General features: G+C 67.2%; 24 protein-coding genes. 14 read left to right on the top strand and 10 right to left on the bottom strand.

Annotation, left to right across the window (positions count from 1 at the left end):
• Window positions 1-41: 41 nt before the first annotated feature.
• The 6 genes from OJF58_RS06970 to OJF58_RS06995 all read left to right on the top strand — a co-directional run bounded on the left by OJF58_RS06970 (window position 42) and on the right by OJF58_RS06995 (window position 5,650).
• Window positions 42-1,406, top strand: a complete 1,365-nt coding sequence (locus OJF58_RS06970; protein WP_300778177.1) for an IS1182 family transposase — start codon at window positions 42-44, stop codon at window positions 1,404-1,406.
• A 259-nt stretch (window positions 1,407-1,665) separates the two neighbouring features.
• Window positions 1,666-2,598, top strand: coding sequence for a ribose-phosphate pyrophosphokinase (locus OJF58_RS06975; RefSeq protein WP_300783043.1), 933 nt, complete (start codon window positions 1,666-1,668; stop codon window positions 2,596-2,598).
• 101 nt (window positions 2,599-2,699) lie between these two features.
• On the top strand, window positions 2,700-3,416 hold the full coding sequence (locus tag OJF58_RS06980) for a 50S ribosomal protein L25/general stress protein Ctc (RefSeq protein ID WP_300783045.1): 717 nt from the start codon (window positions 2,700-2,702) through the stop codon (window positions 3,414-3,416).
• Between the two features lie 27 nt (window positions 3,417-3,443).
• The gene (gene pth, locus OJF58_RS06985) at window positions 3,444-4,067 is read left to right on the top strand and encodes an aminoacyl-tRNA hydrolase (protein ID WP_300783047.1); all 624 of its coding nucleotides are present in this window, start codon (window positions 3,444-3,446) and stop codon (window positions 4,065-4,067) included.
• A gap of 3 nt (window positions 4,068-4,070) precedes the next feature.
• On the top strand, window positions 4,071-5,168 hold the full coding sequence (ychF, locus tag OJF58_RS06990) for a redox-regulated ATPase YchF (protein WP_300783049.1): 1,098 nt from the start codon (window positions 4,071-4,073) through the stop codon (window positions 5,166-5,168).
• Between the two features lie 77 nt (window positions 5,169-5,245).
• The gene (locus tag OJF58_RS06995; protein ID WP_300783051.1) at window positions 5,246-5,650 is read left to right on the top strand and encodes a RidA family protein; all 405 of its coding nucleotides are present in this window, start codon (window positions 5,246-5,248) and stop codon (window positions 5,648-5,650) included.
• Window positions 5,651-5,907: 257 nt separating this feature from the next.
• On the opposite strand, the gene OJF58_RS07000 is transcribed toward OJF58_RS06995, so the two are convergent.
• On the bottom strand, window positions 5,908-6,531 hold the full coding sequence (locus OJF58_RS07000) for an FMN-binding negative transcriptional regulator (RefSeq protein ID WP_300783052.1): 624 nt from the start codon (window positions 6,529-6,531) through the stop codon (window positions 5,908-5,910).
• Between the two features lie 92 nt (window positions 6,532-6,623).
• On the opposite strand from OJF58_RS07000, the gene OJF58_RS07005 reads away from it, so the two are divergent.
• From OJF58_RS07005 to OJF58_RS07015, 3 genes are all read left to right on the top strand, one after another.
• Window positions 6,624-7,292 (top strand): dienelactone hydrolase family protein, encoded by a 669-nt coding sequence (locus OJF58_RS07005; RefSeq protein ID WP_300783054.1) that lies wholly within the window; start codon window positions 6,624-6,626, stop codon window positions 7,290-7,292.
• A 68-nt stretch (window positions 7,293-7,360) separates the two neighbouring features.
• Entirely contained in the window at window positions 7,361-8,596 is a 1,236-nt protein-coding gene (locus OJF58_RS07010; protein ID WP_300783056.1) for a CoA transferase, read from the top strand.
• Window positions 8,593-9,495 carry a CoA ester lyase gene (locus OJF58_RS07015; RefSeq protein WP_300783058.1) on the top strand — a complete coding sequence of 301 codons (903 nt, stop codon included), beginning with the start codon at window positions 8,593-8,595 and terminating at the stop codon, window positions 9,493-9,495. The genes OJF58_RS07010 and OJF58_RS07015 overlap by 4 nt, the downstream gene beginning before the upstream one ends.
• Window position 9,496: 1 nt before the next feature.
• On the opposite strand, the gene OJF58_RS07020 is transcribed toward OJF58_RS07015, so the two are convergent.
• The 5 genes from OJF58_RS07020 to petA all read right to left on the bottom strand — a co-directional run bounded on the left by OJF58_RS07020 (window position 9,497) and on the right by petA (window position 12,854).
• Window positions 9,497-9,826 (bottom strand): hypothetical protein, encoded by a 330-nt coding sequence (locus OJF58_RS07020; protein ID WP_300783061.1) that lies wholly within the window; start codon window positions 9,824-9,826, stop codon window positions 9,497-9,499.
• A 13-nt stretch (window positions 9,827-9,839) separates the two neighbouring features.
• On the bottom strand, window positions 9,840-10,061 hold the full coding sequence (locus tag OJF58_RS07025; protein WP_300783063.1) for a hypothetical protein: 222 nt from the start codon (window positions 10,059-10,061) through the stop codon (window positions 9,840-9,842).
• 152 nt (window positions 10,062-10,213) lie between these two features.
• Window positions 10,214-11,014, bottom strand: coding sequence for a cytochrome c1 (locus OJF58_RS07030; RefSeq protein ID WP_300783065.1), 801 nt, complete (start codon window positions 11,012-11,014; stop codon window positions 10,214-10,216).
• 4 nt (window positions 11,015-11,018) lie between these two features.
• Window positions 11,019-12,254, bottom strand: coding sequence for a cytochrome b N-terminal domain-containing protein (locus OJF58_RS07035; RefSeq protein ID WP_300783067.1), 1,236 nt, complete (start codon window positions 12,252-12,254; stop codon window positions 11,019-11,021).
• A 33-nt stretch (window positions 12,255-12,287) separates the two neighbouring features.
• On the bottom strand, window positions 12,288-12,854 hold the full coding sequence (gene petA, locus OJF58_RS07040; protein ID WP_300783068.1) for a ubiquinol-cytochrome c reductase iron-sulfur subunit: 567 nt from the start codon (window positions 12,852-12,854) through the stop codon (window positions 12,288-12,290).
• Between the two features lie 154 nt (window positions 12,855-13,008).
• On the opposite strand from petA, the gene OJF58_RS07045 reads away from it, so the two are divergent.
• Genes OJF58_RS07045 through OJF58_RS07055 form a run of 3 tightly spaced genes read left to right on the top strand, consistent with a single transcriptional unit; the run spans window position 13,009 to window position 15,358 of the window.
• On the top strand, window positions 13,009-13,467 hold the full coding sequence (locus OJF58_RS07045) for a tRNA (cytidine(34)-2'-O)-methyltransferase (protein ID WP_300783069.1): 459 nt from the start codon (window positions 13,009-13,011) through the stop codon (window positions 13,465-13,467).
• A complete protein-coding gene (hemF, locus tag OJF58_RS07050; protein WP_300783070.1) occupies window positions 13,464-14,387 on the top strand; it encodes an oxygen-dependent coproporphyrinogen oxidase in 924 nt (307 codons plus the stop codon). Before OJF58_RS07045 ends, hemF begins: the two co-directional genes overlap by 4 nt.
• Window positions 14,388-14,389: 2 nt before the next feature.
• Window positions 14,390-15,358, top strand: a complete 969-nt coding sequence (locus OJF58_RS07055) for an FkbM family methyltransferase (protein ID WP_300783071.1) — start codon at window positions 14,390-14,392, stop codon at window positions 15,356-15,358.
• On the opposite strand, the gene OJF58_RS07060 is transcribed toward OJF58_RS07055, so the two are convergent.
• Genes OJF58_RS07060 through OJF58_RS07075 form a run of 4 tightly spaced genes read right to left on the bottom strand, consistent with a single transcriptional unit; the run spans window position 15,339 to window position 17,840 of the window.
• Entirely contained in the window at window positions 15,339-15,746 is a 408-nt protein-coding gene (locus OJF58_RS07060; RefSeq protein ID WP_300783072.1) for a hypothetical protein, read from the bottom strand. The genes OJF58_RS07055 and OJF58_RS07060 overlap by 20 nt on opposite strands.
• 10 nt (window positions 15,747-15,756) lie before the next feature.
• A complete protein-coding gene (locus tag OJF58_RS07065; protein WP_300783074.1) occupies window positions 15,757-16,929 on the bottom strand; it encodes a CCA tRNA nucleotidyltransferase in 1,173 nt (390 codons plus the stop codon).
• A 32-nt stretch (window positions 16,930-16,961) separates the two neighbouring features.
• Window positions 16,962-17,195 (bottom strand): hypothetical protein, encoded by a 234-nt coding sequence (locus tag OJF58_RS07070; protein ID WP_300783075.1) that lies wholly within the window; start codon window positions 17,193-17,195, stop codon window positions 16,962-16,964.
• Window positions 17,196-17,213: 18 nt separating this feature from the next.
• Window positions 17,214-17,840: a CoA pyrophosphatase gene (locus OJF58_RS07075; RefSeq protein WP_300783076.1), complete on the bottom strand. Its 627-nt coding sequence runs from the start codon at window positions 17,838-17,840 to the stop codon at window positions 17,214-17,216.
• 66 nt (window positions 17,841-17,906) lie between these two features.
• Between OJF58_RS07075 and OJF58_RS07080 the strand changes: the two genes are divergently transcribed.
• Window positions 17,907-18,920 (top strand): MoxR family ATPase, encoded by a 1,014-nt coding sequence (locus tag OJF58_RS07080; RefSeq protein WP_300783078.1) that lies wholly within the window; start codon window positions 17,907-17,909, stop codon window positions 18,918-18,920.
• A 20-nt stretch (window positions 18,921-18,940) separates the two neighbouring features.
• Complete coding sequence (locus OJF58_RS07085) at window positions 18,941-19,834, top strand: DUF58 domain-containing protein (RefSeq protein ID WP_300783079.1); 894 nt, start codon at window positions 18,941-18,943, stop codon at window positions 19,832-19,834.
• Window positions 19,835-19,955: the final 121 nt, after the last annotated feature.

Genomic DNA, 19,955 nt, shown 5'->3' on the forward strand with positions numbered 1-19,955 from the left:
AAACCCCTGGCATTTGCCAGGGGTTTTTGATTCAAGGCGGTATGCTGAAGAAGGCGCTACCGCAACAGATCGAACTCGAACTCGTGGCGATCGAGGGTCTGGTTCCGAAGGATCACCTGCTCCGCAAGATTGAAGCGGTGATCGATTTCTCGTTTATCCATGAGCGTGTGGCGGGGCTTTACTGCCCCGACAATGGGCGCCCGCCGCTGGATCCGGTGGCGATGTTCAAGGCCCTGTTCATTGGCTACCTGTTCGGGATCCGCTCCGAACGGCAGTTGGTGCGCGAGATCGAGGTCAACATCGCCTATCGCTGGTTTTTGGGGCTGAAGCTGACCGATCCGGTATTCGACGCCTCGACGCTGTCGCAGAACCGACGCCGGCGCTACAACGACACGTCGGTCGCGCAGGACATCTTCGATGCGATCGTGGAGCAGGCGATCCGTCACGGCCTGGTCGATGGCACGGTGCTGTACACCGACTCGACGCACCTGAAGGCCAACGCCAACAAGAACCGCTATGACGTTGCCGTGGTCGCCAAGTCGCGTTCGGACTATTGGGATGCGCTTGATGCAGCGATCGGGGAGGATCGTGCCGCGCACGGCAAGAAGCCGCTGAAGGACAAAGCGCGCCAGCCGATCGAGAAGGAGACCAAGGTCTCACGCACCGATCCGGAGAGCGGCTACATGGTGCGTGACGGCAAGCCGAAGGGCTTCTTCTATCTCGACCACCGCACGGTCGATGGTCGCCTGGGCATCATCACTGACACCTATGCGACGCCCGCCAACGTGCATGATTCCATCGTGTATCTCGGCCGCCTCGACCGCCAACGCCGCCGCTTCGACTTCAATGTCGGCGCCGTCGGCCTCGATGCCGGTTATGCGACCACTGGCATTGCCAAGGGCTTGGAGGAGCGCGGTGTACTGGGCGTGATCGGCTATCGCCGACCGACGCCGCCGCGATCCGGCATGATGCCGAACAAGGCCTTCCACTATGAGGCAGAGGTGGATGGCTATCGGTGTCCGCAGGGCCAGCTTCTCACCTACGCCACCACCGATCGCACCGGATATCGACACTACACCAGCGATCCGGCCATTTGCAGAGCCTGCCCGTTGCTCGCTTCCTGTACGTCCAGCGCCAACGCAACGCGCCTGATTACCCGTCATGTCTGGGCCGAGGTTCGCGAGCGCACCGACGCTCATCGGCTGACCCCTTGGGGCAAGCGCATCTACAAGCGACGCAAGGAGACGGTCGAACGCTCCTTCGCTGATGCCAAGCAACTCCACGGCCACCGCTATGCCCGCTTCCGTGGTCTCCTCGCCGTGGCCTGCCAGTGCTTGCTGGCTGCCGCTGCCCAGAACATCAAGAAAATCGCTCTCGCAATGGCGCCTATCCCCGTTCCGGCCTGATCCGATCAAATTCCAACACCATCAACAAAAAACCCCGCTGAAAAATCGACGGGGTTTGTCAGCGGCCTGAGGCCGCTCCCATGGAGCGGCCTTTTTTGGTCGCAGAGGGGCGCGCGCCAGCCGAGGCTGCGCTATTGCAGCCGTTTACAGCACGCGCAACGGTTGGTATGTTCCGCCGCGTCGCGGCCGGGAATGGCCGTTTTGTCGTTTGTTATCAACGACTTAACGCGAACCTGCCCGGCGTGAGGGACGCGATTCCATGAAGATCCTGACCGGCAACAGCAATCGGCCGCTGGCGGAGGCGATTTCCGCCAAGCTCGCTCTGCCGCTCGTGAAGGCGAACATCAAGCGGTTCTCCGACAACGAGATCTTCGTCGAGATCCTGGAGAATGTGCGCGGCGAGGACGTGTTCGTCATTCAGTCGACCAGCTATCCCGCGAACGACCATCTGATGGAACTCCTGATCACCATCGATGCGCTGCGCCGCAGCTCGGCGCGCCGCATCACCGCGGTGATGCCCTATTACGGCTACGCCCGGCAGGATCGCAAGACCGGCTCGCGCACGCCGATCTCGGCCAAGCTGGTCGCCAACCTGATCACCAACGCCGGCGCCCATCGGGTGTTGACCCTGGATCTCCACGCCGGCCAGATCCAGGGTTTTTTCGACATCCCGCTCGACAACCTCTACGCTGGCCCCGTCTTTTCCAAGGACATCAAGGAGACCCTCGGCAACCGCAGCCTGACCGTGGTATCGCCCGACACCGGGGGCGTGGTGCGGGCGCGGGCGATCGCCAAGCGCATCGAGGCCGATCTCGCCATCATCGACAAGCGCCGCGAGGCCGCAGGCGTCAGCGAGGTGATGAACGTGATCGGCGACGTGAAGAGCCGCGACTGCATCCTGATCGACGACATCGTCGATTCGGCCGGCACGCTCTGCAATGCCGCGGCAGCACTGATGGACCACGGCGCCAAGTCGGTCTGCGCCTACGTCACCCACGGCGTGCTGTCGGGTGGCGCCGTCGCCCGCGTCGCCGCCTCGCCGATCGAGAAGATGGTCATCACCGATTCGATCCAGCCGACCGAGGCGGTGCGCGTGTCATCGAACGTACGGCCGCTCAGCATCGCTTCGCTGATGGCCGAAGCCATGAAGCGCATCTCCGAGGAGACCTCGGTATCGAGCTTGTTCGACTAAGGCCCGTTCGGCAGGAGTACACGGAGATCCGGCGCTCGGCACCCCTGGAGGCCACGCCGCGATGAAGAGAGAGCAACGACAGAACCACAGGAGAAATTGAAATGGCAGAGACGACGAAGGTCGTCGCGAAGAAGCGGGACCGGGCCGGCAAAGGGGGCGCCCGTTCCAGCCGTCGCGAAGGACTGATCCCCGCCGTGATCTACGGCGACAAGCAGGCCCCCCTGATGATCGCGGTCGAGCCCAAGGCGATCGAGCGCGAGATGCACAAGGAGGGCTTCTTCAACCACCGGCTCCAGATCGACGTCGAGGGCACGAATGTCGACGTCCTGCCGCGCGACGTGCAGCTCGATCCGGTGACCGACCGTCCTCTGCATCTCGACTTCCTGCGCATCGGCCCCGATTCGATCATCACCGTGCAGGTGCCCGTCCATTTCAGGAACGAGGCGGCATCGCCCGGCATCAAGCGCGGCGGCGTGCTGAACATCGTCATGCACGAGATCACGGTGCGCACCAAGCCCGACCTGATCCCGGAGTTCTTCGAGGTCGATCTCACCGGCCTGGAGATCGGCCATTCCGTGCACATCTCGTCGCTGAAGGCGCCGGAGGGCGTGCGCATGGTGACGCGCGAGCGGGACGCCACGGTGGCGTCGATCGCCGCGCCCACGGTGGTGCGCGAGGCGGCGGCGCAGGCGGCCGCCGAGGCGGCTGCTCCGGCGGCGGCCGAGGCGACGCCGGCCGCAGGCGCTGCCGCTCCCGCGGCGCCGGCCGCCGGCGCGGCGCCCGCCGCTCCTGCGGCTGCGACGCCGGCCAAGAAGTAAGCGGGGTCGCGGCACCCCGCCCTTCCCATGCTGCTGCTGGTCGGCCTCGGCAATCCCGGGCCGCGCTATGCGGGACACCGGCACAATGTCGGATTCATGGCGGTGGACGAGATCGTCCGCCGCCGTGTCTTCTCGCCCTGGCGCGCGCGCTTCAACGGCGAGATGGCGGAAGGCCATCTCGGCGGCGAGCGTACGCTCGTGCTGAAGCCGATGACCTACATGAACGAATCGAGCAAGGCGGTCGGCGAGGCCGTGCGCTTCCTGAAGGTGCCGCTCGACCGCGTCGTGGTCTTCCACGACGAGCTCGATCTCGCGCCTGGCCGGGTGCGCATGAAGAAGGGCGGCGGGGCCGGCGGCCACAACGGCCTGCGCGACATCGACGCCCATGTCGGCAACGGCTATCGCCGCGTGCGCATCGGCATCGGCCATCCCGGCCACAAGGATCTGGTCCTGCACTGGGTGCTGCGCGACTTCGAGCCCGACGAGCGCGATCCGAAGGAGGGCTGGCTGCCGAAGCTCCTGACGGCGCTCGCCGAGGAATCGGCGTTGCTGGCCGATGGCACGGCCAGAGGCGACGAGAAATACATGAGTCGGGTCGCCAATCTCGCGCCGCCGCCCGGCCTGCCGGCCAGACTGTCCCTCGAAGAGTAAGCCATGGGTTTCAACTGCGGTATCGTCGGCCTGCCCAATGTCGGCAAGTCGACCCTGTTCAATGCGCTGACCGCCACTCAGGCGGCGCAGGCCGCCAACTATCCCTTCTGCACCATCGAGCCCAACGTGGGCCGCGTCGCCGTGCCCGATCCACGACTCGACAAGCTCGCCGCCATCGCGCAGTCGGCGAAGATCGTCAACACGCAACTCGAGTTCGTCGACATCGCCGGACTGGTGAAAGGCGCGAGCAAGGGCGAAGGGCTCGGCAACCAGTTCCTGGCGAACATCCGCGAGGTCGACGCCATCGCCCATGTGCTGCGCTGCTTCGAGGATGGCGACGTGACCCATGTGGCGGGCAGCGTCGATCCGGTGCGCGACGCCGAGATCGTCGAGACCGAGCTGATGCTGGCCGACCTCGACAGCGTCGAGAAACGCCTGCCCAACCTTGAGAAACGCGCCAAGGGCGGCGACAAGGAAGCGGCCGTCGAGGCGCCGGTCGTGAAAAAGGCGCTCGAGGCGCTGCGCGACGGCAAGCCCGCGCGCGCGGCCGAGCTCACCGCCGAGGAACAGCCGGTGTTCGCGCGGCTGCAGCTCATCACCGCCAAGCCGATGATGTACGTGCTGAACGTGGAGGAAGCTTCGGCGGCGACGGGCAACCGGCACAGCGCCAAGGCCGAAGCGTGGGCGAAGGAGCGCGGCATTCCGTCCGTCGTGATCTCAGCGGCCATCGAAGCGGAGGTGGCACAGCTTTCGCCGGAGGACCAGGCCGAGTATCTCGGCCATCTCGGCCTCGAGGAGACCGGCCTCGCGCGCGTGGTGCGCGCGGGCTATGCCCTCCTCGATCTCGTCACCTTCTTCACCGTGGGACCGAAGGAGGCCCGGGCCTGGACGGTGCGCCGTGACGCCCGGGCGTCCGAGGCGGCCGGCGTGATCCATACCGACTTCGAGAAGGGCTTCATCCGCGCCGAGACCATCGCCTACGACGACTACGTGGCGCTGGGCGGCGAAACGGGCGCGCGCGACGCCGGCAAGCTTCGCCTCGAAGGCAAGGACTACGCCGTCAAGGACGGCGACGTCTTCCACTTCCGCTTCAACGTCTGAGCCGCGGCCTCTTTACCTCCGCGGCCGCAGGGTGGAGGGTGCGAAGCCCTTTCGGGCTTCTGCCACAGAGCTTGCACATGACCGTTTCTTTCTCCAACCCCAGGACCATGCCGCGCCGCGCGGGCTACTCGCAGATCTGCGAGGTGACAGCAGGCAAGCTCGTGCTGATCGCGGGCCAGGTGCCGCACGATGTCAACGACAAGCTGGTCGGAGAGGGCGACTTCGCCGCGCAGGTCGAGCAGGTGTTCAGGAATCTCGCGGCCGCTCTCGAGGCGGCAGGCGGCAGCTTCAGGAACCTCGTCAAGATCAACAACTACTGCGTCGCCTCCGTCACCCAGGAGCAACGGACCGCCTTCCAGAAGGTGCGCGACCGCTATGTCGATACGGCCTCGCCGCCGGTCAGCACCTTCATCTTCGTCAGCCGCCTCGCCCAACCGGGCTGGCTGTTCGAGATGGACGCCATGGCCGTGATCGACGGGTAAGTCGACTCAAGGGAGCGCGCAACTCCAGTTGCGCTCATGCGCTGGAAGCCGAAAGAAAATGCGCCACTGGAGTTCGCCACCGGCCAGGGATAGCCTCTCGGGGACGAATCTGCGCACGGCAAAATAGGTGTCACCCCGAGCGAAGCGAGCGAGGGATCCTTTGTCGGCGCCGCGCAAGATCCCTCGCTGCGCTCGGGGTGACACGACACGGGTTGGATGCCTGATGTTTCTTGTTCGTGCCGCGCTCCGATGAAACGTCACGGCAGCACCTTCTTCATCCAGAGCGCCGTCGCCTGCGCCTCCTGGCTGTCGCTTGCTTCGAGCTGCGCAATCACGCGATGGCGGTCCTCGAGGTCGCGATTCTGGCTGAGCTTGGCCTTGGCCTCGATGCGGGAAAGCGGCATGCGGAAAGCGACGATGCCCCTGCTCTGCGCCTCGGCATTGCCGGGCGGCAGGCGGTCCATCGACCAGGCATCGGGACCCTCTCCTTCGTAGGTCGCGACAAGCCTGGCCAGGATGTCGAGGGCGCCCTTCGTGTCGTCGATGATCTCGGGCCTGCCGTAGGCATGGACCGTGAGGTAGTTCCAGGTCGGCACCTTTGGCCCCGGCGTGTACCAGGTCGGCGAGACATAGGCATGCGGCCCCCAGAACATGGCCATCGAGTCGGCCGCGCCTTCAAACAGCTTCCAGTGGCTGTTGGCGCGAGCCATGTGGCCGATCAGGTGTCCGTGTGCACTGCCGTCCTCCTGCCACAGCAGCGCCAGATGGCTGGCGAACGGCGTACCATCGGCACCGGTGGTCACGAGCAGTGCCCAGCTATGGGCCCGCATGATCTCGCGACCCATGGTCTCGGATGCTTCGAACAGCTTGGGAATGTACATGTCTGGCCTTGATGCGCTCGCTCTGCGGGCGGACGGGTTGAACAGCGCCGGATTACCATGTCAGATGCGGCCCGCAACCGGGAGGTTTTCTCATGGGTGAAGATATCCGTCTTAAGTCGGCCGCCGGCGAGATCGGCGCCTACCTCGCCATTCCCAGGGGCACGCCGCGCGGCGGCATCGTGGTCATCCAGGAGATCTTCGGGGTCAACCACCACATCAAGGCGGTGACCGACAAGTTCGCCGCCGACGGTTACATCGCGCTGGCGCCCAGGTTCTTCGACCATATCAAGACCGGCATCGAGCTCGGCTACACGCCCGACACGATCGCCGAAGGCCGCAAGTACGTAACCGAGCTCGGGCTCGACAAGCCGGTGCAGGATGTCGATGCGGCGATCGCCGAGCTGAAGAAGCGCGGCGCGAAGAAAGTCGCGGTCACCGGCTTCTGCTGGGGCGGCACCATCACCTGGCTCTCGGCGACGCGGCTCGCTCCGGACGCCGCCATCGCCTACTACGGCGGCGGTATCTACGGCACCAAGAACGAGAAGCCCAAGGCGCCGACCATGATGCATTTCGGCGACAAGGACATGCACATCCCGATGGAGCATGTGAACGAGATCCGCAAGCTCCACCCCGACGTGCAGGTCTTCGACTATCCCGCCGACCACGGCTTCCACTGCGACGAGCGCGGCTCCTACGATGCAGCCGCCTCCAAGCAGGCTATGGGCCGGACGCTCGAGTTCGTGAAAAAGCACGTGGGGTAGCGAGCAATCTTTCGCGCCGCTGCCCAAAGATCCCTCGCTGCCGCTCGGGATGACACTCTCTCTTCCAGATGCCCAAACATCCCGCAAAGAAATCTTTCACACCGCACGCGCCCGGCCCGCTGAACGGCATCCGCGTCGTCGATCTGTCGCGGCTGGTGGCGGGAAACGTCCTCACGCTGCAGCTCGCCGATTTCGGCGCCGAGGTGATCAAGGTCGAGCCGCCCGAGGGCGACACGCTGCGCTCGTGGCGGGTGAAAGGGGTCGAGACGGCCTGGAAGGTCTATAGCCGCAACAAGAAGAGCATCGCGCTTGACCTGCGCTCGGAGGAAGGGCGCGCGATCGTGCGCCGGCTCGCCGCCTCGGCGGCGATCCTGGTGGAAAGCTTCCGGCCGGGCGTGCTGGAGGACATGGGCCTCGCGCCCGCCGAGCTGCACCGGCTCAATCCGAAGCTGGTGATCGTGCGCATCTCGGGCTGGGGCCAGGACGGCCGCTACCGCCACAAGCCGGGCTTCGGCACACTGATCGAAGGCTACAGCGGCTTCGCCTCGATGAACGGCTTCGCCGACCGCGAGCCGGTGCTGCCGCCGATGTATCTCGCCGACTGCATGGCGGCGCTGAACGGCTACGGCGCGGTGATGGTGGCGCTGCGCGAGGTCGAGGTGAACGGCGGTACGGGACAAGTGCTCGACCTGCCGCTGTTCGATCCCCTGTATTCGATGCTGGGACCGCAGGCCGCCAACTACAAGCTCACGGGCGAAGTGAAGGTGCGCACCGGCAGCCGTTCGACCAACGCCGCGCCACGCAACGTCTACCGGACGAAGGACGGGCGCTGGGTGTGCCTCTCGGCCTCCACGCAGGGGATGGCCGAGCGCGTGCTGGCCAAGATCGGCAAGCCCGAGCTCGTCAAGGATCCGCGCTTCGCCACCAACATCGAGCGCGTCAGGAACGGCGTCGAGCTCGACCGCCTGATCGGCGCTTTCATCGGCGAGCGCGATCTCGCGGAGAACCTTCGCTACTTCGACGAGGCCGGCGTCACGATCGGTCCCGTCTACGACATCGCCCAGATCGTGCAGGACGACTATGTGCTGGAGCGCGAGGCGCTGGTGGAGATCCCCGACGCCGAGATGGGCGGGCTGCCCACACATCCCGTCGTGCCGCGGCTGTCCGGCACGCCGGGCGCGCTGAAATGGGCCGCGCCGGCGATCGGCGAGCACAACGAGATGCTGCTCGAGCCGCTATTGGGCAAAGCGGCGTACACGAAGCTTTGCGCGGCCGGCGTGATCTCGAAGGGAAGGAAGAAGTGACCGCCAACCGCCCCGCCGCGCCCGTCTGGCGCTCGATCCTCTACGTGCCGGGCAACGTGCCGAAGTTCATCGACAGGGCGCACGAGCGCGGCGCGGATTGCGTGCTGGTCGACCTCGAGGACAGCGTGCCGCCGCCGGAAAAGCCCGGCGCGCGGGCGATGCTGGCCGAAACCATGCACAAGGTCGCGCGCGGCGGCGCCGACGTCGCGGTGCGCATCAACCGGCCGCTGCGGCTCGCCATCCCCGATATCGAGGCGGCGGTAAGGCCAGGACTGTCGGCGCTCTTCGTCACCAAGACCGAGAGCGTGCAGCATCTCAGGCTGCTCGACGAGGTCGTGAGCGACCTCGAGCGCGAGCGCGGCATGCCGGTCGGCGGTGTGGGATTCGGCGGCATGATCGAGCATCCACGCGCGCTGGCGCAGGTGAACGACATCGCCGCGCATGCACCGCGCCTCGTGGCGCTGATGCTGGGCGGCGAGGATTTTGCGCTCGAAACCGGCTCGGTTCCCGGCGACGAGACGCTGGAGCTGCCCAAGCGCCTGGTCGCCTTCGCGGCCCAGGCCCATGGCGTGCCCATGATCGGCATTCTGGGGACGGTGGCCGACTATTCCGATCCGGATGCCTATCGCCGAAGCGCCGAGCGGGCACGCCGGTTCGGCTTCTCGGGCGGGACCTGCATCCATCCCGGCCTGGTGGCGGCGCTGAACGCGGCCTTCACGCCGACGGCCGACGATGTGGCCCGCGCCCGCAAGCTGATCGAGGCCGACCGCAGGGCGGCCGCCGAAGGCCGCGGCTCCTTTTCGCTCGGCGGCAAGATGATCGACATCCCGGTCGTCGACCGCGCCCGCAGGCTGATCGCCCGACACGAGGCGATCGAGCGGCGGCAGCGACGGGGCTGAGCTATTTCTTGGGCAGCTTGTCCCTCTCGGCCTGGATCGCCCGGTCGATCACCGTGAACAGATAGGCGTCGGGCGCGAGCGTGCAGCCGCCGCGCACCAGCAGCGCAAGCTGGCCGCCGCGTTCGTCGTTGGGAAGCGACACACCACGATAGCGCGCCGAATGCTCCGCCAGCATGATCGCCAGCCGCTTGCGGGCCTCCGGCTGCATGGCCTGCGCCTCGCGGCAGGTGACATACACCGCCTGCTCGAAGTTGAGCGATGGAACCTGGGCCCGGGCTGCGGGTCCCAAAGCCAGCAGACCGAGAACGCCGACGGTGATTGCCCCTCTCATGGCCGCCCCCTCCCTACTTGTTGTTGTCGATGGCCGTGCCGCCGAGATAGCCCACGGCGCCGCCGATCAGACCGGCGCCGACCACCGTTCCGAAGCTGCCGCCGGTGACGAGGCCGATGCCGGTGCCGATCGCGCTGCCGGCCGCGGCCCCCTTCTCCGCACTTGTCCAGGGGCGGTCGCACGCCGAGAGCAGGCCGGCCACCACGAGCATCACGATCGAGGTTGCTTTGGTCATTCTCCCCTCCGTTGCTGCCGGATCGATGGTAGCCCAAACCGCGGCAGTCACAAACGACTTGCAGCGAGACACGGACAGCGGGGAAACGTGCCCCCAAAAAGGAACGCGCGGCCATCGAGGCCGCGCGTCCTGTCGGACAAATCGATCCGCGCTCAGTGCGCGTCGGCCCAGACCGCGCGCTTCACCGCGTACATGAGGCCGGCCATCGCCAGCAGGAACAGGATCACCCGCACGCCGGTGCGGTTGCGCGCCTCGAGATGCGGCTCGGACGCCCAGGCGAGGAACTCGACCACGTCGGATGCCTCCTGCTGCAGCGTGTTCTTGGTGCCGTCCACGTAGTTCACCCGGCCGTCTTCGAGCGGCGGCGGCATCGCGATGCGATGCCCCGGGAAGTACGTATTGAAATGGTCGTCCTTCTGGACGTTGAACTCCTTGATCTGCTCGGGCGTCAGCTTTTCGTAGGGCACGTAGCCGGTGAGAATGCCATAGACGTAGTTCGGCCCGCCTTCGCGCGCCTTGATGATCACGCTGAGGTCGGGCGGCGCCTTGCCGCCGTTGGCCGCGGCGGCTGCCAGCTCGTTGGGGAACGGCTTCTTGAAATGGTCCGAGGGACGCGCCGGCCGCTCGATCGCCGAGCCGTCGTCGCCGATATCGGGCACCTGGAAGTCGGCGGCGATGCCCTTCACCTGGTTCTCGGTGAGGCCGAGCTCCTCGAGGTTGCGGTAGGCCAGCAGCTCCATCGAATGGCACGCCGAGCAGACTTCCTTGTAGACTTGGAAGCCGCGCTGGGCGGCGGCGCGATCGTAGGTGCCGAACGGGCCCTGGAAGCTCCATTCGTGCTTGGGCAGCGGCGGCGTGCCCTCGGCAGCAGTGGCGATCGTGCCGGCCGAGAAGGCGATGAGCGCGGCCGCGCCCGCCAGGATGAGCTTGTTCGGGGAAAGCTTGATGGACATCGGCTCAGATCGCCTTCTTCTGGAGCACCGCTTCGGCGATGCTGGATGGCAACGGCAGCGGCCGTTCGATCTTGCCCAGAACCGGCAGCAGGACGAGGAAGTGGAAGAAATAGTAGGCCGTGCCGAGGCGCGCCGCCGGCACGTACCAGCCCTCCGGCGGATGGGCGCCGCAGTAGCCCAGCAGGAACGTATCCGCGACCAGCACGAACACGAACCACTTGTAGATCGGCCGGAAGCTGCACGACCGCACGCGCGAGGTGTCGAGCCAGGGCAGCACGAACAGCACGGCGATGGCGCCGAACATGCAGACCACGCCGCCCAGCTTGTCGGGGATCGCGCGCAGGATGGCGTAGAATGGCAGGAAGTACCATTCGGGCACGATCTCGTTGGGCGTCACCAGCGGGTTGGCCGGAATGTAGTTCGCCACGTCGCCCAGCACGTTGGGCATGAAGAACACGAAGATCGCATAGATGATCAGGAAGCAGATGACGCCGAAGCCGTCCTTCATCGTGTAGTAGGGATGGAACGGCACGGTGTCCTGCGGGCCCTTCGGGTCGATGCCCAGCGGGTTGTTCGAGCCGTGCACGTGCAGCGCCACGACGTGCAGCGCCACCACGCCGACGATCACGAACGGCAGCAGGTAGTGCAGCGCGTAGAAGCGGTTGAGCGTCGGGTTGGCGACGGCGAAGCCGCCCCACAGCCAGGTCACGATCGACTCGCCCACCACCGGAATGGCCGAGAACAGGTTGGTGATGACGGTCGCACCCCAGAACGACATCTGCCCCCAGGGCAGGACATAGCCCATGAAGGCGGTGGCCATCATCAGCAGCAGGATGACCACGCCCAGCATCCACAGGAGCTCGCGCGGCGCCTTGTAGGAACCGTAGTAGAGGCCGCGGAAGATGTGGATGTAGACGGCCATGAAGAAGAACGACGCGCCGTTCATGTGCATGTAGCGCATCAACCAGCCCGACGGCACGTCACGCATGATGCGCTCGACGGAGTTGAAGGCCATGTCGGCGTTGGGCGTGTAGTTGGTCGCCAGGATCACGCCGGTCGCGATCATCAGCACCAGCATCACGGTCGCGATCGCGCCGAAATTCCAGAAGTAGTTGAAATTCCGCGGCGTCGGGAAGGTGTGATACTCCTTCTCCAGATAGGAGAAGATCGGCAGGCGGTGATCGATCCAGGCGATCACCTTGTTGTTGAAGACCGGCGGAGCGCCGTGAGACGAGGCCATTGCTGCGAGCTCCAGTGGCGATCGGCGAGGCGATCAGCCGATGCGAACGAGGGTGTCGGACGTGAAGAGATAGTCGGGAACCGCGAGATTCAGGGGTGCGGGGCCTTTGCGGATCCGGCCCGACGTGTCGTACTGCGAGCCGTGGCAGGGGCAGAACCAGCCGTCGTACTCGCCGCGCGGATCACCCTGCTTGGTGCCGAGCGGCACGCAGCCGAGATGGGTGCAGACGCCGACCACGATCAGCCACTCCCGGCGCACCTTCTTGGCGGTGTCGGTCACCCGCGCATCGTCGGTCTCGGGATCGCGCAGTTCGGAGAGCGGCACTGCCTCCGCCTCCTTGATCTCCTTCTCGGTACGGTGGCGGATGAAGACCGGCTTGCCGCGCCAGTTCACCGTGATCGCCTGGCCCACCGGAATCGCCTTCACGTTCACCTCGACGGTGCTGAGCGCCAGCGTGTCGGCCGCGGGATTGAGATTGTTGATGAAGGGCCAGGCCACCGCGATGGCGCCGACGGCGCCCATGGCGCCCGTCGCGACCATCAGGAAGTCGCGCCGTGTCGGATCGACGTGACCGCCGGCCGGGATGCTGCTTGAAGCCATTGCTCGATAGGTCCCCCGAGGAGTTATGGCTTATAGACGAGAAAGCGCCTTTTGTTTCAAGGCTCTGTTGGTCGCAGGTACGAACCATCGTGCGCTGTGACAGCGTGCCGCATGAAAGCCCTTCCGCGTCGCGGACGGCGGTAGAAAGGATGCCATGCGTCTCGCCCTCTACCAGCCGGATATACCCCAGAATCTCGGGGCCTTCATCCGCCTGGCGGCCTGCCTCGCGGTTCCGCTCGAGATCATCGAGCCGTGTGGCTTTCCGCTCGACGACCGGCGCATCCGGCGGGCGGCCATGGACTATTACGGCCTGGCTCGGATCACCCGCCACGCCTCCTGGCACAGCTTCCACCGCGACCGGCCGACCGGCCGGCTGGTGCTGCTGACCACGGCGGGAGCGGAACGCTTCCCCGAGACCGCCTTCCAGCCGGACGATATCCTGCTGCTCGGTCGCGAAAGCGCCGGCGTGCCGCCGGACGTGCACGATGCTGCCGACCTGCGGCTGCGCATTCCCCTGCAGCGCGGCGCGCGGTCGCTGAATGTCGCCCTGGCCGCGACAATGGTATTGAGCGAGGGCCTGCGCCAGACGAAGGGATTTGCCGCTCTCTCATGACCCTGCCTTCACGCCATGCCACAGGGCCGGCCGGTCCCACGCCCCTGCCACCCGACAAGACAATCGCCGAGCGCAAGGATCAGGCGCGCGCCTGGTTCGAGAATTTGCGCGACCGCATCTGTGCCGAGTTCGAGCAGATCGAGACCGAGCTCACGGGAACGCACCGCGAGCTGCCGTCCGGCCGCTTCGCCCGCAAGGAATGGCAGCGCGACCGCGGCCCGAACGGCGAGGATCGGGGCGGCGGCGTCATGTCGATCCTGCGCGGCCGCGTGTTCGAGAAGGTGGGCGTCAACGTCTCGACCGTCCATGGCGAATTCAGTCCCGAGTTCCGCGCCCAGATCCCGGGAGCGGCGGAGGATCCGCGGTTCTTCGCCTCGGGCATCTCGCTGGTGGCCCATATGCGCTCGCCGCGCGTGCCCGCCGTCCATATGAACACGCGCTTCATCGTGACCACGCGCGCCTGGTTCGGCGGCGGCGCGGATCTCACGCCGATGACGGCCAACGAGGCCGACACGCGCGATTTCCATGCCGCGCTGAAGGCCGCCTGCGATGCGCACGACAGCGGCTACTATCCGCGCTTCAAGGACTGGTGCGACGAGTACTTCTACCTGCCGCACCGCGGCGAGCCGCGCGGCGTGGGCGGCATCTTCTACGACTATCTCGACAGCGGCGACTTCGCCCGCGACTTCGCGTTCACGCGCGCCGTCGGCGACGCCTTCCTCGGCGTCTACCCCAGGCTGGTGCGCCGGCACATGAACGAGAGCTGGACCACGGCCGAGCGCGAGCATCAGCTCGTGCGCCGCGGCCGCTATGTCGAGTTCAACCTGCTGCACGACCGCGGCACCAAGTTCGGACTCATGACCGGCGGCAATGTCGAGGCGATCCTGATGTCGATGCCACCCGAAGCGCGCTGGCCCTAGCCATGCGCATGATCGGCCGCCTGCTCGACGGGATGGGGCGGTGGCTTCTCCTGCATGCACCGCTCCTGGGAAGGCTCTACGCGCTCGGCCTCTGCCGCCGGCCGCGCAGTGCGCCGACTGCGGGCTGGTCGTTCGCCGGCGAGTTCTACGTCGAGCGCCAGTGGCTCGCTTTGCGCCGCGGCGCGCTGTGGGAAGGGGCGCTCGAGAAAGGGCTGAAGGTCCCGCTCGTCGTGCCATGGCTGGAAAAGACGCGGATCGAGACGGCGCTCGGCACCGACACCAGCCTTTGCGTCTATGTCGCCGGCTCGTTCGAGCCCAACGAGTTCGCCTTCCTCCGCCGGACGCTGCGCCCCGGCATGACCTTCGTCGATATCGGCGCCAACGAGGGCCTGTTCACCCTGTTCGCCGCGCGCCGCGTCGGAGGCTCCGGCCGCGTGATCGCCGTCGAGCCCAGCGACCGCGAGCGTCGCATCCTCGAGCGCAACATCGCACGCAACAGCCTCGGCAACGTCACCGTCGTGCCGCACGCGCTCGCCGCCGAGCCTGGCACGGCCGAGCTGCTGATCGCGCCCGGGCGGCACGGCCTGCACAACACGCTGGGCAATTTCATCTACGCCTACGAGGGCGAGATCGCCGTCGTGCGCCAGACCGTCGCCGTCGAGACGCTCGACGGCCTGCAGGAGCGCCTGGCGCTCGGCCGCACCGACGTGATCAAGATCGATGTCGAAGGCGCCGAGGTGAAGGTGCTCACCGGCGGCCGGACGCTTCTGTCGAGATCGCGGCCAATCCTGCTCGTCGAGGCCAACGAGGACGCACTCAAATGCCAGGGCACGAGCACCGACGCCTTGCTGAAGCTGCTGCGCGCTCTCGACTACCGCATCCACATCTTCAACGAGCATGGCCTGACCGAGCCATGGACCGAAGGCCGGCCCCTCTCCGCCAACATCGTCGCTATGCCTGACGCTGATTGAGCGCCCCGCCCGCCAGCAACGGGGAAACGAGCAACGCCAGCATCAGCAGTGGATAGGGCGCGCTCCACCAGAAGGCGAAGCGGTCGAGGAAGGCGGCGGGCCCGGTGCCGAAGGTGAGGCGGCCGTAGAGATAATCGACGAAGGCGGTGGACGGCGGCCACAGCAGGGCCGCCAGCAGCGCCGCCTCGAACCAGCGCGGACCGGTGGTGCGACGCGCATGGATGATCGCCATCGAGATCACATAGGGCAGCGGCACCAGCACCTTGTACCATTCGACGGCCCGCACCGAGAGCGCCATCGCGATCCAGGTGTCGCCGATCACGTCGTTCACGATCACCATGGCCGCGATCGCGAGCCACAGCAGCAAGGTCAGCCCCGGCCGGATCATGCGGCGGCGGTCACGATGCTTTCGCGCGACGTTGGAGCTCGGCCAGGCAGGCGGCGCGATCGGCGGCGAAGTCGCCCGCCACCCACCAGTCCTCGACCGCCGAGATCAAGGCGCCGATCCGCGGACCGGGCGCCAGGCCCATCTTCAGCGCATCGCCGCCGCTCACCGGCAGCTCGGGCGGCGTCCAGCTTTGGGCCAGCGCGAGCGCGGCCCGCCAGTCGCCCGGCGCGTCGGCGGCCAGCAGCAGGCGATCGATGTAGAGCCTGTTGCCGAGGCGATAGATGCCCGCCCGCCAGGCGCGCGGGCCGCCCGAGAGATCGAGCGCCGGCTCGCGCGCCAGCATCACGTCCAGCCGGAGCGAATCCTGGGTGGAGAGCCGGAGCCGCTTGCCGATCGCCGTCGCGTCGGCATCGCGCGACAGGATCGCGGCCAGCCGACGCAACCTGTCGGGCGCGGGCTCGCGCGCGATCAGGGCCCTGAGCCTCGTGGTGCCGGCATATTCCGGCAGCCAGCGATCGAGCGCGCCCGCCTCGACCATCGCCTCGAGCGCATCGGCCGGCGCTGGCGCCTCGAGGAGACGCAGCAGCTCCTTGGCGACCCGCTCGGCCGACAGGGCGCCGAGCGTCCCGGCATTGCGCCGGCAGGCATCGAAGCCCGGCCCGTCGAGCGGTGGCCGCCCGTACCAGGCATGGAAGCGGAAGAAGCGCAGGACGCGCAGGCGATCCTCGGCGATGCGCCGGTCGGGATCGCCGATGAAGCGCACGCGGCCCGCGACCAGGTCGGCGCGGCCGTCGAACGGATCGTAAAGCGTGCCGTCGGGATCGGCATAGAGCGCGTTGAAGGTGAAGTCGCGGCGCGCCGCGTCCTCCATCCAGTCGTCGGTGAAGGCGACGACGGCGCGCCGGCCGTCGGTCTCGACGTCGCGCCTGAGCGTGGTGAGCTCGAAGACACGACCGTCGGCGAGCGCCGTCACCGTGCCGTGCTTCACGCCGGTCGGGATCGTCTTGATGCCGGCGGCCTCGAGCGCGGCCATCACCGCCTCCGGCGACCTGTCGACCGCAAGGTCGATGTCGTCGGCCGGCCGTCCCAGCACCGCGTTGCGCACGCAGCCGCCGACGAAGCGGGTCACGATCCCGGCCGTGCCGAGCGCCTCGAACAGGCGTCGCGCCGGGCCGTCATCCATCCAGGTTGCGGGTGGGAGGCGACCGGCTGGCGTCATGATGCAAAGAGGCCGCCATAGCCCTGGCTCTGGGTGAAGAACATCACCAGCATGCCCACGATCACGCAGACGAGACCCGCGATCGCCAGCCAGGTGAGCGGCAGGTCCTGCCATTCCGGCAGGGTGCCGGCGAGCTTGCGCTCCTCCTTGATCTTGACGGCCCAGGCCCAAAGGAAGAAGGCTACGGTCGGCGCCGTCACCAGGACGATCACCAACAAGACGATGCGCATGGCGCTTTCCCTTCGGGCTCAGCCGGCACGAGTCAGGATGAAGTGCAGGTTCTTCAGCATACCGGCGGTCGCCCCCCAGATGTAGCGCTCGCCATAGGGCATGGCGTAGTAGCGTCGCTCGTGGCCGTTGTGCATGCGGCTGCCGATCTTGTGGTTGACCTCGTCGAGGAAGTGCTCGAGCGGCACCTCGAACACGTCCGCCACCTCGCGCGGATCCGCATGGAGGGTGAATCCCGGGCTGACGACACCCACGATGGGCGTGATCTCGTAGCCCGTGCCGGTGCGGTAGGAATCGATGGCGCCGATCACGTCCACGAATTGCCGTGAAAGCCCCACTTCCTCCTCGGTCTCGCGCAATGCCGTCGCCACGGCGTCGGCATCGCCCGCCTGGCGACGGCCGCCGGGAAAGGCGATCTGGCCGGCATGGCTCGGCATGTCGTCGGTGCGCTGGGTCAGGAGCACGGTTATGTCGGGCGCGCGATTGACCAGCGGCACCAGGACCGAGGCCGGCCGCCAGCTCTGGGGAACGGCGGCGATGCCGCTCAGGGAGAGGTCGCTGCCGAGAGGCGCAGGATCGACCGGCAAGCCCGATGCCAGGCGGGCGCTCCGTTGCCGCACCCGGCGCACAATTTCGTCAATCGTCATGCCCTTGTTCCGGCCTCAATTCTGGGCTTCCCTCAGCTTCGATCCCACCGACAACAGGAGCGCCTCGTGGCCCCCGACACATCGACCGCCACCGACGCCGACGCCCAAGCCGCCCTGGCCGATATCGAGCGGCTGGGCGGTCAGTTGCGTGCCGCCCGTGCCGCCATCGGCAAGGTCATTTATGGCCAGCAGGCTGTCATCGATCAAACCCTGGTTGCGCTCCTCTCGGGCGGCCATCTGCTGCTGATCGGCGTCCCGGGCCTCGCCAAGACCAAGCTGGTCGAGACGCTCGGCACCGTGCTGGGCATGGACGCCCGACGCATCCAGTTCACGCCCGACCTGATGCCGGCCGACATCCTGGGCTCGGAAGTGCTGGAGGAAAGCGATGCCGGCCGGCGCTCCTTCCGCTTCATCCAGGGGCCGGTGTTCGCCCAGCTCCTGATGGCCGACGAGATCAACCGCGCGAGCCCGCGCACGCAATCCGCACTGCTGCAGAGCATGCAGGAACGGCACGTCACGGTGGCCGGCAAGCGCTACGATCTGCCGCTGCCCTTCCATGTGCTCGCGACCCAGAATCCCCTGGAGCAGGAAGGCACCTATCCCCTGCCCGAGGCCCAGCTCGACCGCTTCCTGCTGCAGGTCGATGTCGGCTATCCCGACGAGGAGGCCGAGCGCCAGATCATGATCGCCACGACCGGGGCCAACGTGCCGGTGGCGAGCCAGGCGCTGACGCCGGCCGATCTGATGGCGGCCCAGGCGCTGGTCCGCCGCCTGCCGATCGGCCAGAGCGTGGTCGACGCCATCCTGAAGCTGGTGCGCGCTGGCCGCCCGGAGACGACCGACCTCGATGTCGTGCGCCAGCGCGTGGCCTGGGGACCGGGACCGCGCGCCAGCCAGGCCTTCATGCTGGCCTGTCGCGCCCGCGCCATCATCCAGGGCCGCCTCGCGCCGTCGGTCGACGATGTCGCGGCCTTGGCCGGGCCGATCCTGCGCCACCGCATGGCGGTGAACTTCTCCGCACGCGCCGAAGGCATCACGGTCGAATCGGTGATCGGCCAGATGTGCGCGCGTCTCGCCTAGGCATTGCGGCGCCCGACCTGATGGCCCAATCGACATTCAACCGCTCGCTCGAACTTGCCGGCACCCTGCCCGCGCTGATGGTGGCCGCCGATCGCGTGGCGGCGACCGTCATCCAGGGCGTGCATGGGCGCCGCCGGGTGGGCCAGGGCGACGCCTTCTGGCAGTACCGCCAATATCGCGACGGCGACAGCGCGAGCCGCATCGACTGGCGGCAGAGCGCGCGCAGCCGCAGCCTGTTCGTGCGCGAGACCGAGTGGGAAGCCGCCGCCAGCGTGTGGCTGTGGCGCGACGCCTCGCCGTCCATGCACTACGCCTCCCTGCGCAATCTCGAGACCAAGGTCCAGCGCGCCGAGCTGATCGTGCTGGCGCTCGCCAATCTCCTGACCGATGCCAGCGAACGCATCGCGATCCTGGGCGGCGGCATGCGGCCGAGATCCGGCCGGATCGCCGTCAGGCGCATGGCCGAAGCATTTTTCGCCGAGACGCAAAAGGACGCCGCCAAGTCCTCCAGCCTGCCGCCGCTTGTGCCGCTGCCGGCGTACGGGACCGTGGTCCTGGTGTCCGACTGGCTCGATCCCCTCGACCGGATCGAGGCCGTCGTGCGTCATTATGCGAGTGCCGGTGTGCGCGGCCATCTGGTGCAGATCCTCGACCCGGCGGAGGAGGATCTGCCGTTCAACGGTCATGTGAAGTTCGAAGGCCTCGAGGCCGAGGGCCAGCACACCATCCGCCGCGTCGAGACCGTGCGTGGGGCCTACGGCGCCCGCCTTGCGGCCCAGCGCGAGGGACTGCAGCGACTGGCGCGCCCCGCCGACTGGACGGTCCATTTGCATCGCACCGACCGGCCGGCGCAAACAGTGCTCCTCTCCCTCTATCTGGCGATGGCCGACCTGCGTCGCCTGAACGCGGCTTGATGGTTGAGATGATTCTTCGCGTTGCCATCCTTCGAGACGCCGCGCTGCGCGCGGCTCCTCAGGATGAGGCCAAAGTAAGACCTCACCCTGAGGAGCGGTCTACAGGACCGCGTCTCGAAGG

This window comes from Enhydrobacter sp., from assembly GCF_030246845.1.
In the GTDB taxonomy this organism is placed as follows: domain Bacteria; phylum Pseudomonadota; class Alphaproteobacteria; order Reyranellales; family Reyranellaceae; genus Reyranella.

Excerpts from the sequence above, each read along its gene's own strand:
- petA (WP_300783068.1), bottom strand. The coding sequence starts at position 12,854 with ATGGCTTCAAGCAGCATCCCGGCCGGCGGTCACGTCGATCCGACACGG.
- OJF58_RS07055 (WP_300783071.1), top strand. The coding sequence starts at position 14,390 with ATGCGCATGATCGGCCGCCTGCTCGACGGGATGGGGCGGTGGCTTCTC.
- OJF58_RS07070 (WP_300783075.1), bottom strand. The coding sequence starts at position 17,195 with ATGCGCATCGTCTTGTTGGTGATCGTCCTGGTGACGGCGCCGACCGTA.
- OJF58_RS07025 (WP_300783063.1), bottom strand. The coding sequence starts at position 10,061 with ATGACCAAAGCAACCTCGATCGTGATGCTCGTGGTGGCCGGCCTGCTC.
- hemF (WP_300783070.1), top strand. The coding sequence starts at position 13,464 with ATGACCCTGCCTTCACGCCATGCCACAGGGCCGGCCGGTCCCACGCCC.
- OJF58_RS07060 (WP_300783072.1), bottom strand. The coding sequence starts at position 15,746 with ATGATCCGGCCGGGGCTGACCTTGCTGCTGTGGCTCGCGATCGCGGCC.
- pth (WP_300783047.1), top strand. The coding sequence starts at position 3,444 with ATGCTGCTGCTGGTCGGCCTCGGCAATCCCGGGCCGCGCTATGCGGGA.
- OJF58_RS07000 (WP_300783052.1), bottom strand. The coding sequence starts at position 6,531 with ATGTACATTCCCAAGCTGTTCGAAGCATCCGAGACCATGGGTCGCGAG.
- OJF58_RS07085 (WP_300783079.1), top strand. The coding sequence starts at position 18,941 with ATGGCCCAATCGACATTCAACCGCTCGCTCGAACTTGCCGGCACCCTG.
- OJF58_RS06995 (WP_300783051.1), top strand. The coding sequence starts at position 5,246 with ATGACCGTTTCTTTCTCCAACCCCAGGACCATGCCGCGCCGCGCGGGC.
- OJF58_RS07005 (WP_300783054.1), top strand. The coding sequence starts at position 6,624 with ATGGGTGAAGATATCCGTCTTAAGTCGGCCGCCGGCGAGATCGGCGCC.
- OJF58_RS06975 (WP_300783043.1), top strand. The coding sequence starts at position 1,666 with ATGAAGATCCTGACCGGCAACAGCAATCGGCCGCTGGCGGAGGCGATT.
- OJF58_RS07075 (WP_300783076.1), bottom strand. The coding sequence starts at position 17,840 with ATGACGATTGACGAAATTGTGCGCCGGGTGCGGCAACGGAGCGCCCGC.
- OJF58_RS07020 (WP_300783061.1), bottom strand. The coding sequence starts at position 9,826 with ATGAGAGGGGCAATCACCGTCGGCGTTCTCGGTCTGCTGGCTTTGGGA.
- ychF (WP_300783049.1), top strand. The coding sequence starts at position 4,071 with ATGGGTTTCAACTGCGGTATCGTCGGCCTGCCCAATGTCGGCAAGTCG.
- OJF58_RS07010 (WP_300783056.1), top strand. The coding sequence starts at position 7,361 with ATGCCCAAACATCCCGCAAAGAAATCTTTCACACCGCACGCGCCCGGC.
- OJF58_RS07065 (WP_300783074.1), bottom strand. The coding sequence starts at position 16,929 with ATGGATGACGGCCCGGCGCGACGCCTGTTCGAGGCGCTCGGCACGGCC.
- OJF58_RS06970 (WP_300778177.1), top strand. The coding sequence starts at position 42 with ATGCTGAAGAAGGCGCTACCGCAACAGATCGAACTCGAACTCGTGGCG.
- OJF58_RS07045 (WP_300783069.1), top strand. The coding sequence starts at position 13,009 with ATGCGTCTCGCCCTCTACCAGCCGGATATACCCCAGAATCTCGGGGCC.
- OJF58_RS07030 (WP_300783065.1), bottom strand. The coding sequence starts at position 11,014 with ATGTCCATCAAGCTTTCCCCGAACAAGCTCATCCTGGCGGGCGCGGCC.
- OJF58_RS06980 (WP_300783045.1), top strand. The coding sequence starts at position 2,700 with ATGGCAGAGACGACGAAGGTCGTCGCGAAGAAGCGGGACCGGGCCGGC.
- OJF58_RS07035 (WP_300783067.1), bottom strand. The coding sequence starts at position 12,254 with ATGGCCTCGTCTCACGGCGCTCCGCCGGTCTTCAACAACAAGGTGATC.